This window comes from Terrabacter sp. P5_B1 (assembly GCF_056400505.1).
On sequence record NZ_JBFULD010000165.1, the window covers coordinates 1 to 9,270 of the forward strand.

At 71.8% G+C, this 9,270-nt stretch carries 9 protein-coding genes; 3 read left to right on the forward strand and 6 right to left on the reverse strand.

Annotated features, from left to right (window positions below; all coding sequences use genetic code 11):
- The 4 genes from AC1DP0_RS12895 to rpsB all read right to left on the reverse strand — a co-directional run.
- A partial coding sequence (locus AC1DP0_RS12895) for a response regulator transcription factor (RefSeq protein ID WP_478084958.1) occupies positions 1 to 469 on the reverse strand: 469 nt, incomplete at its 3' end.
- A gap of 177 nt (positions 470 to 646) precedes the next feature.
- A complete protein-coding gene (locus AC1DP0_RS12900; protein ID WP_478084959.1) occupies positions 647 to 787 on the reverse strand; it encodes a hypothetical protein in 141 nt (46 codons plus the stop codon).
- Between the two features lie 148 nt (positions 788 to 935).
- A complete protein-coding gene (gene tsf / locus AC1DP0_RS12905) occupies positions 936 to 1,766 on the reverse strand; it encodes a translation elongation factor Ts (protein ID WP_478084960.1) in 831 nt (276 codons plus the stop codon).
- 72 nt (positions 1,767 to 1,838) lie between these two features.
- Positions 1,839 to 2,819, reverse strand: coding sequence for a 30S ribosomal protein S2 (gene rpsB, locus AC1DP0_RS12910; RefSeq protein ID WP_478084961.1), 981 nt, complete (start codon positions 2,817 to 2,819; stop codon positions 1,839 to 1,841).
- Between the two features lie 286 nt (positions 2,820 to 3,105).
- Here rpsB and AC1DP0_RS12915 point away from each other — a divergent pair, with 286 nt between their 5' ends.
- The 3 genes from AC1DP0_RS12915 to AC1DP0_RS12925 all read left to right on the forward strand — a co-directional run bounded on the left by AC1DP0_RS12915 (position 3,106) and on the right by AC1DP0_RS12925 (position 6,957).
- Positions 3,106 to 5,022 (forward strand): DUF6541 family protein, encoded by a 1,917-nt coding sequence (locus AC1DP0_RS12915; RefSeq protein WP_478084962.1) that lies wholly within the window; start codon positions 3,106 to 3,108, stop codon positions 5,020 to 5,022.
- 51 nt (positions 5,023 to 5,073) lie between these two features.
- On the forward strand, positions 5,074 to 6,255 hold the full coding sequence (locus AC1DP0_RS12920; RefSeq protein WP_478084963.1) for a pyridoxal phosphate-dependent aminotransferase: 1,182 nt from the start codon (positions 5,074 to 5,076) through the stop codon (positions 6,253 to 6,255).
- Positions 6,256 to 6,417: 162 nt separating this feature from the next.
- Positions 6,418 to 6,957, forward strand: coding sequence for a peptidoglycan DD-metalloendopeptidase family protein (locus tag AC1DP0_RS12925; protein ID WP_478084964.1), 540 nt, complete (start codon positions 6,418 to 6,420; stop codon positions 6,955 to 6,957).
- A 51-nt stretch (positions 6,958 to 7,008) separates the two neighbouring features.
- Here the strand turns inward: AC1DP0_RS12925 and AC1DP0_RS12930 are convergent, their stop codons facing one another.
- Together AC1DP0_RS12930 and dprA are read right to left on the reverse strand one after the other, a co-directional pair.
- Complete coding sequence (locus tag AC1DP0_RS12930) at positions 7,009 to 7,959, reverse strand: tyrosine recombinase XerC (protein ID WP_478084965.1); 951 nt, start codon at positions 7,957 to 7,959, stop codon at positions 7,009 to 7,011.
- Positions 7,960 to 8,042: 83 nt separating this feature from the next.
- Entirely contained in the window at positions 8,043 to 9,149 is a 1,107-nt protein-coding gene (dprA, locus tag AC1DP0_RS12935) for a DNA-processing protein DprA (protein WP_478084966.1), read from the reverse strand.
- Positions 9,150 to 9,270 lie beyond the last annotated feature (121 nt).

The window sequence follows — 9,270 nt, forward strand, 5'->3', positions numbered from 1 at the left end:
AGCCACGGTCGACGGTGAGGTCCCCCACGGCGAGCACCGGCGGCTGTTCGCAAGCGAGCTCGCGCGCCCGGTCCACGCGGCGCAGCAGCGCCCGGACACGGGCGACGACCTCGCGCATCCGGAACGGCTTGGTCACGTAGTCGTCGGCGCCGACCCCCAGACCGACGAGCAGGTCGGTCTCGTCGGCCCTCGCGGTGAGCATGAGCACCGGCACCGGCCGGTCGCCCTGGATGCGACGGCAGACCTCGAGCCCGTCCAAGCCGGGCAGCATGAGGTCGAGGACCACGAGGTCCGGCGCATGCTCACCATGGGCAGCGACCGCACCCGGCCCGTCGAAGGCCTGGATGACTCGGAAGCCTTCTGCCACAAAGCGATCCGTGACGGCCTGGTTGATCGTCGGATCGTCCTCGACGACCAGCAGCGTCGGCGCGGCGGCATACGAGGACGGTGCGGGATACCCCTGGTTCATGCCCCTGAGCCTAGGAGCGGCCGCGCGGGCGTTGCGGGTGCGACGTGTGGAGATCGTGTGAAGGTGGAGCGGGCCCGACGGCGACTCAGATGAAGAGCAGCTGGGCCCCGTCGGTCAGCTCGATGAAGTCCGAGGTCGAGATGATGCCCTCGACGTCGTCGCGCAGGTCCGTCTCCGTCAGGTGCTGTATGTCCGCCGACATGCGGCAGGCCCACAGGTGTCCCCCGAGGCGACGATCTGGTCGAGGAACTCCGGCACCTCGGGGACGTCGAGGTCGGCGATGGCCTTCTTCATCTGCGAGGTCGCGAGGTGCGTCATCCCGGGGATGCCGCCCAGGCCCTGGGCAACGCGCCCATGCCTCGGGACGCAACGATGCCGGTCGCCCCTGGGGGCGACCGGCATACGTCGTCGTGATGCGCAGGTGCTGCGCTACGCGTGGTGCGGTGACACGAGGGAGGTCAGGACCTCACTGGCCGACGCGGAAGCGCGCGAAGGACGTCGCCGTGGCGCCGCCCTCCTCGAGCACCTTGCCGACGGTCTTCTTGGCGTCCTTGGCGAAGGCCTGCTCGAGCAGGACGTTCTCCTTGAAGAAGCCGTTGACGCGACCCTCGATGATGCGGGGCAGGGCGGCCTCCGGCTTGCCCTCCTCCTTGGCCGTGGCCTCGGCGACGCGACGCTCGTTCTCGACCGTCTCGGCCGGGACCTCGTCACGCGTCAGGACGGTCGGGCTGAACGCCGCGATGTGCATCGCGACGTCGCGGCCCACGGTCTCGTCGCCACCCTCGAGCGCGACGAGGACACCGATCTGCGCGGGCAGGTCGGGGCTCGTCTTGTGGAGGTAGGACACGACCTTGTCGCCCTCGAGGCGCGCCACGCGGCGGACCTCGATCTTCTCGCCGATGGTGGCGTTGGCCTCGTCGAGCAGCTCCTTGACGGACTTGCCGTCCTCGAGCGTGCTCGCGAGGAGCGAGTCGGCGTCGGTGGCGCCTGCAGCGACGGCCTGCGTCAGGACCTGGTCGGCGAGGGCGATGAACTTCTCGCCCTTGGCGACGAAGTCCGTCTCGCAGTTGACCTCGACGAGGGTGCCGACGCCGTCGGTGGCCGAGGCCGCCACGAGACCGTTGGAGGCCGAGCGGCCCTCACGCTTCGTGACGCCCTTGAGGCCCTTGACGCGAAGGATCTCGACGGCCTTGGCGCGGTCGCCGTCGGCCTCGTCGAGCGCCTTCTTGACGTCCATCATGCCGGCGCCCGTCTGCTCGCGCAGCGCCTTGATGTCAGCGGCGGTGTAGTTCGCCATGCTCTGTATCGCTCTTTTCGTCAGTGGAGATTGACTCGTGTGTCAGCTGGGTCTGGCTGGTGCGAGAGACCGTCAGGCCTGCTCGGCACCGGCCGTCGCGTCAGCGGCCGGAGCCTCAGCGGGAGCCTCGGCAGGAGCCTCGGCAGGAGCCTCGGCGGGGGCGTCGACCGCGATCTCGGCGGCGACCTCGGGGGCCGGCGTCTCGACGGGGGTCTCGACCGGCGCCTCGGCAGCGGCCTCGGCGGCGTCGATCTCAGCGGCACCGGCCGGAGCCTCGGTCGCGGCAGCGGCGTCGGCGTAGAGCTCGCGCTCCCACTCGGCCAGGGGCTCCTCGGCCTGCGCGTCGGCGCCGGACTTGCCGGACGAGCGCTGGACCAGGCCGTCGGCGACGGCGTCGGCGATGACCCGCGTCAGCAGCGTTACGGAACGGATCGCGTCGTCGTTGCCGGGGATCTTGTAGTCGACCTCGTCGGGGTCGCAGTTCGTGTCGAGGATCGCGATGACCGGCAGGCCGAGCTTGCGGGCCTCGTCGACGGCGAGGTGCTCCTTCTTCGTGTCGACGATCCACACGGCCGAGGGGACCTTGGCCATCGTGCGGATGCCGCCGAGGGTGCGCTCGAGCTTGACCATCTCGCGCTTGAGGATGAGCAGCTCCTTCTTCGTGTAGCCCGAACCGGCCACGTCGTCGAAGTTCAGCTCCTCGAGCTCCTTGAGGCGCGTCAGGCGCTTGGAGATCGTCTGGAAGTTGGTGAGCATGCCACCGAGCCAGCGGTGGTTGACGTACGGCATGCCGACGCGCGTCGCCTGCTCGGCGATGGGCTCCTGGGCCTGCTTCTTCGTGCCGACGAAGAGGATGCTGCCGCCGTGGGCAACCGTCTCCTTGACGAACTCGTACGCGTTGTTGATGTACGTCAGCGACTGCTGCAGGTCGATGATGTAGATGCCATTGCGCTCGGTCATGATGAAGCGCTTCATCTTGGGGTTCCAGCGACGGGTCTGGTGCCCGAAGTGGACGCCGCTCTCGAGGAGCTGGCGCATGGTGACGACGGCCATGCCGTGTTCTCCCTAGGTTGGTGTTGTCAGTTGTCCGTGGGCGGCCCACCGCTCGTCGGTCACGTGCTGCACACGAGCCCGGCTGACGGCTTGCGCCCACTCCTGGCGCCTGACGCACCCCGCCCCTCCGCGGAGCGGTGGGGACTGCGGTGGTGCGACCCGGTCCGGTGGACCGGCAGAAGACGCGCGAATTACGGTCCCGCGTGCCAGGCACACGTGACCGCCCCCATAGTACGTCGGCACCCGGGTTGTGAAGAAATCGGGGCGACCAGACACAATGACCCGCATGGCGCAATGGGTGGAGACGATCCCGGCCTTCGTCCTCCTCTCGGTCGTGCTGTTCCTGCCCGGTTGGCTCGTCGTCCGGACGCTGGGCGCGCGCGGACTCGAGGCGCTGGCCGTCTCGCCCGCCGTCTCGGTCGGGCTCATCGCGGTCTTCGCGACCGTCGCGCAGCGCGCCGGCGTCCGGTGGGGCCTGCTCCCCCTCGTCGTCGTGACGCTGCTGGCCGCGGGCATCCCCTGGCTGGCCGTGCACGTGCTCGGCCGGCACGACGACGAGCTCGGCACCGCCCGGCGCCTCCTCGGGCGGCCGCGCCCCGACGCCGTCGCCGCCATCGCGATCGGGATCGGGCTCGCCCTCGTGACGATCGTTCCGGCCATCGGCCGGCCCGACGAGCTCGTCGACAGCCCGGACGCGGTCTACCACCTCGACCGCATCCGGCTCTTCCTCGAGACCGGCAACTTCTCGATCGTCAACCCGGGCTTCTACCCCAACGGCTTCCACGCCTGGATCGCCACGAGCCTGCTGCCCGGCGTCGCCGGCGTGCTGCCGGGCACCAACGTCGCGACGCTCGTGCTGGCCGCGATCGTCTGGCCCATCGGGTGCGTCGCGCTTGTCCGCCACGCCCTCGGCACCTCCCGGATCGTGACGTATGCCGCCGGGTTCGCGTCTGCCGCGTTCATCGCCTTCCCAACCATCCTCCTCGGGTGGGGCGTGCTCTGGCCCAACCTCATGGCGACCGCCCTCACCCCCGGCGCGCTCGCCCTCATGCTCCAGGCGGCGCGCTCTCGCCGGCTCGGCCAGTGGCTCGGGTTCGCCGCGGCGATGCCCGGCCTTGCCCTCATCCAACCCAACGCGCTCGTCGCGCTCGTGCTCTTCGCACTCGTCTGGTTCGTCTCGGCCCGGGTTCGGGCCGGGCTCCTCCACCACCTGCCGTGGAGGGTCGTCGCGCGGGACCTGGCGATCGTCGTCGTGGTCGTGGCCTCCGCGCTCGTCGCCGCACCGACGGTGTCGACGGTGCTGGCCTCGACCCAGTCCTACGAGTGGAAGGACCGCGTCTCGATCGGCACCGCGATCGTCGAGGTCGTCGGCGGACGGCTGCAGATCGCAGACGTGCTGTGGGGGCTTGCGGTGCTCATCGCGCTCGGCATCGCCTGGATCGCCCTGCGGGCCCGGGCCGCGCTCCCCGTCGTCGCGATGTGGGCCGCCTGCGTCGTGCTCTACGTCATGGCTGCCTCGTCCACCCAGTCGTGGACCGCCCTCGTCACCGGCTACTGGTACAACGACAAGGTCCGGCTCGCGTCGCTGGCGGCCGTTCCGGGAGTCGTGCTCGTGGCCGCGGCCACGCCAGCCGTGCGTGCCGTGCTGCGGCGGGCGCCCGTCCTCGCCACCCGGCCCATCGCGGTCGGCGTCGTCTCGGTGCTCGTCATCCCGCTGCTGACCCTCGGGCTCAACGGGGCGACGCGCGACCGGATGCTGACCGGCTTCTTCCGGCCGAACGACCCGAAGAAGGTCATCCTCTCCTTCGAGGCGCAGGACTCGCTACGCCGCCTCGCGGCCCGCATCCCGACCGGGCAGGGAGTCGTCGGCCGCCCGGAGAACGGCTCGCCGCTCATGTTCGCACTCTTCGGCACCAACACGCTCTACCGCTCGATCCCGATCCCCGCGACCGGCGACGAGATCGTCATCGGCACCGGGTTCGATGACATGACGGCCCGTCCCGACGTCTGCGAGGCGATGGCCCGCCACGACATCCGCTGGGCCATCGACTCGACCCACGTCTACTGGCTCGACCACCCCGAGCGGTCGTCGGGCCTGACGAACCTGGCCCACGTCGACGGCGTCGAGGCGGTCCGGACCGACGGCGACTACACGCTGTACCGGGTCACCGGCTGCGGGCTGGGTGGCAAGCCCATCTCCTGAGCCGCGAGGCGAGGGACGCTCCCGATGTCGCAGCGTGGCTACGCTCGGGCCATGAGCTCGCCGTTGATCTCGCGCATGCAGCCGTTCGGAACCACGATCTTCGCCGAGATGTCGGCGCTCGCGACCCGGACCGGCGCCATCAACCTCGGCCAGGGCTTCCCCGACACCGACGGGCCTCGCGAGATGCTCGAGGCGGCGAAGGCAGCCATCGACTCGGGCCGCAACCAGTACCCACCCGGCCCCGGCGTGCCCGAGCTGCTCGAGGCGGTGGCCGCGCACCAGCAGCGCTTCTACGGCCTCACCATCGACGCCGGGTCCCAGGTCCTCGTCACCGCAGGGGCCACCGAGGCGATCGCGGCGGTGGTCCTCGCGCTGTGCGAGCCCGGCGACGAGGTGGTCACCTTCGAGCCCTACTACGACTCGTATGCCGCCACGATCGCCCTCGCCGGCGCGACCCGCCGCACGTCGGTGCTGAGGTTCCCCGACTTCGCGGTCGACGAGGCGTCGCTGCGGGCGGCCTTCTCGCCGCGCACGCGACTCGTCCTGCTCAACACGCCGCACAACCCGACGGGGAAGGTCTTCACGCGAGCCGAGCTGGAGCTCGTCGCGGACCTGGCGCGGGAGCACGACGCGTGGGTCGTCACCGACGAGGTCTACGAGCACCTCGTCTTCGACGACGCCCGGCACGGGCCGGTGGCGACGCTGCCGGGGATGTTCGACCGCACGATCACGATCAGCTCGGCCGGCAAGACGTTCTCGGCCACGGGCTGGAAGGTCGGTTGGCTCTCGGGGCCGGCCGAGGCCGTCGCCGCCGCGCGCACCGTCAAGCAGTTCCTCACCTACGTCGCGTCGGGACCCTTCCAGCCGGCCGTCGCGCTGGCCCTCGGGCTCGGCGACGAGGTGTATGCCGGGATCCGCGCCTCCCTCCAGGCCAAGCGCGACCTGCTGTGCACGGCGCTCGAGGCGTCCGGCCTGCAGGTGGCCCGCCCGTCGGGCACCTACTTCGTCATCGCCGACGCCGCACCCCTGGGGGCCGTCGACGGGCTCGAGTTCGCGCGGCGGCTGCCGGACCTCGCCGGGGTGGTGGGGGTGCCGGTCTCGGTCTTCCACGACGACGAGGATGCGGCACGCACGTTGGTCCGGTTCGCCTTCTGCAAGAGGGACGAGGTCCTGCTCGAGGCCAGCCACCGCCTCGCCGCTGCCGGCACCCCACCCCACGTCACCGCTGGGTGAACCCACAGCCACTCGAGTCGCCGGCCGGTCCCACTGGAGTGGCCGCCGGTCACCACGGCGAGATGACGGTCGTCGTCCACATCCCCGCGGGCAGACACGTGCCCGTCCACAGGTGACTCGCCCTCCGTGCCGCACCATCGGCGGCTCGACCAGCATGGCGGCATGTCGATCGGGTCAGCACTGCTGGGCGCCGTCCTTGCCACCGTCACCGTGACGAGTGCGAGCGCCGTCGCGTCCACGTCCGCTGGTCCTGGCCCTGTCAGTGACCGTCGGGTCGTCCTCGCGGCGCCGGTCGGCCGGTGGGCCTGGCCCCTCGACCCGCAGCCCGAGGTCCTCCGCCGGTTCGACCCGCCCGACCGGGCGTGGACGTCCGGGCATCGCGGAGTGGATCTGGCGGCGTCGGTCGGCCAGCCCGTCCTGGTGCCGACCGACGGACAGGTCTCATGGACCGGGGTCATCGCGGGGCGAGCCGTGGTCGTCGTCCTGCACGACGGTCTGAGAAGCACCTTCGAACCCGTCGCCGCAGCCCCGCCCGTCGGCACGTTCGTCACACGAGGAGACGCCATCGGACGGGTGACGTCGACACCCGGCCACTGTGCTCCCCGAACCTGCCTGCACTGGGGCGTGCTGCGGGGCGAGACCTACCTCGACCCGCTGACCTTCGTGGGTCGAGCGCGGGTGATCCTCCTCCCGCTCCCGTGACCCGGCGGCGGGAGGATGGGTCGGCGGGTCGCCGGTTCGGCGGTCCGGCGCTCAGGCGCGCGGATGCGCCTGCTCGTAGCTGCGTCGCAGGCGGTCGACGGACACGTGCGTGTAGATCTGGGTCGTCGCGAGACTCGCGTGGCCGAGGATCTCCTGCACCATGCGCAGGTCCGCCCCACCCTCGAGCAGGTGGGTGGCTGCACTGTGCCGCAGGCCGTGCGGACCGAGGTCAGGAGCGTCGGGCAGGTGCGAGAGCAGCTCGTGCACGACGGACCGCACCTGCCGCGCGTCCACCCGGCGACCGCGCCGCCCGAGGAAGAGCGCCGGGCCGGAGTGCTCGCCGACGAGACGGGGCCGGACGGCGAGCCAGGCCTCAATGGCGCGCGACGCCGGGGCACCGAAGGGCACGATCCGCTCCTTGGCACCCTTGCCCATCACGCGCACCACGCCCTGAGCCCGGTCCACGTCGTCGATGTCCAGTGCCGCGAGCTCGCCCACGCGGATGCCACTGGCATAGAGCAGCTCGAGCATCGCTCGGTCGCGGACATGGATCGGGTCCTCGTCGTCGGCGCGGGTGGCGGCGAGGTCGAGCATCTCGCTCGCCTCCGCCTGGCGCAGCACCCCCGGGAGGCTGGCGAGTCGCTTCGGTGCCACCAGGCGCAGTGACGGATCGGCCGGGATGCGACCGGTGTGCTCGGCCCAGCGCAGGAAGGTTCGGGCCGAGGCCGCCCGGCGAGCGATCGTCGCCCTGGCCGCACCGGCGTCGGCCTGGACGCCCAGCCAGGCCCGGAGGTCACCGATGCGCAGGTCGGCGATCTCGCCGATGCCGCGGCCCACCGCGAAGCTCAGCAGATGGCGGATGTCCGCGAGGTAGGCACGGCGGGTGTGGACCGACCTGCCCCGCTCGGCGCCGAGGTGGCGGGAGAAGGCACGGAGCAGCTCGGCATACCGTTCGGGCACCTCCGGATCACCCGGCCGTCCCGCCTCCGCCACATCCGTCACTCTTGCACCATCGCAAAGCGCCCCACGCTTGGCAAGCCCCCTCCGCCGAGTCCCCTCACCCGAGTCCCCTCACCCGAGTCCCCTCACCCGAGTGGGAGCTGGCGGCGTTGGGGCCGTTTGCGCCACGTGCCCGCGGACTCGGTGACGAGACCGAGCCGCTCGAGGCGTCCCAGTGCCGCCCGGACCATGAGCGGCGCCTGCGCCACCTGACGCACGATGTCGTCGAGGGTGACGCCGGAGCGGAACGGAACGACCTCGAGGACCGACGCGTCGAGCGGCGGCAGGTCGTCCTCGGGGAGCACCGGGCCTCGGCCCGGCTCGCACGCGTCGTCGCCGAGGTCACCCACGAGGTCGATGACCTCCTCGGCATTCGTGACGAGAACCGCCCGCGCATCACGGATCTCCTGGTGGCAGCCCGAAGACGTCATTGACGTCACCGGGCCGGGAACGGCCCCGACCTGTCGTCCGGCCTCGATCGCATGCTTGACGGTGTTGCGCGAACCGGACCGCAGATCGGCCTCGACGACGACCGTGCCGCGCGTCATCCCGGCGATGAGGCGGTTGCGCGCCAGGAACCTCGACTTCATCGGTGCCGAGCCCGGGGCCACCTCGGACACCACGAGCCCGTCGCGGGCGATCCGCGCGATGAGGGCGGCGTGCCCCGAGGGGTAGGGGCGCTCCACCCCGCCCGCCAGCACCGCGACCGTGGCCCCGTCGACGGCCAGGGCGCCCCGGTGGGCACTGCCGTCGATGCCGAAGGCCGCCCCCGACACCACGGCCCACCCCCGCTGGCACAGTCCGGCGGCGATGTCGGCGGCCACCTGCTCGCCGTAGGCCGTGGCGGAGCGCGAGCCGACGACCGCGACGGATCGCTCGACGGTCTCCGCGAGGTCGAGCGGGCCGCGGACCCAGAGGCAGTAGGGCGGGATGGCGACCTGTCCGAGCCGCTCGGGCCACTCGGCGTCGCCAGGGACGACGACCCGCGCTCCGACCTTCGCCGCGATGTCGAGGTCGCGGTCGGTGTCGAGCGCCGCGAGTCGCGCCCCGAAGCGTGCCAGGGTGCCGCGACCGGCACGGATGCGCTCGACGGTCTCGACGGCGCCCAGCTGCTCGACGAGACCGGGCACCTCCTTGTCGCACGGCTCCGCGAGCCGACTCAGCGCTGCCCGCGCGAACCGGTCAGCGTCCACCGTCCACCTCCGGCAGGCCGGTCGTGGCGCGGCCGGCGGCTCCGGGCCGGCACCGTTGTCGGGCGCTCATGCGGCCACTCCGGCCCGGTGTCGCAGCGACAGCGCCAGGTCGACCTGGTCT

Bases quoted from the DNA above. Each gene is read 5' to 3' on its own strand.
- AC1DP0_RS12900 (WP_478084959.1), bottom strand. From the start codon at position 787: ATGACGCACCTCGCGACCTCGCAGATGAAGAAGGCCATCGCCGACCTC.
- tsf (WP_478084960.1), bottom strand. From the start codon at position 1,766: ATGGCGAACTACACCGCCGCTGACATCAAGGCGCTGCGCGAGCAGACG.
- rpsB (WP_478084961.1), bottom strand. From the start codon at position 2,819: ATGGCCGTCGTCACCATGCGCCAGCTCCTCGAGAGCGGCGTCCACTTC.
- AC1DP0_RS12915 (WP_478084962.1), top strand. From the start codon at position 3,106: ATGGCGCAATGGGTGGAGACGATCCCGGCCTTCGTCCTCCTCTCGGTC.
- AC1DP0_RS12920 (WP_478084963.1), top strand. From the start codon at position 5,074: ATGAGCTCGCCGTTGATCTCGCGCATGCAGCCGTTCGGAACCACGATC.
- AC1DP0_RS12925 (WP_478084964.1), top strand. From the start codon at position 6,418: ATGTCGATCGGGTCAGCACTGCTGGGCGCCGTCCTTGCCACCGTCACC.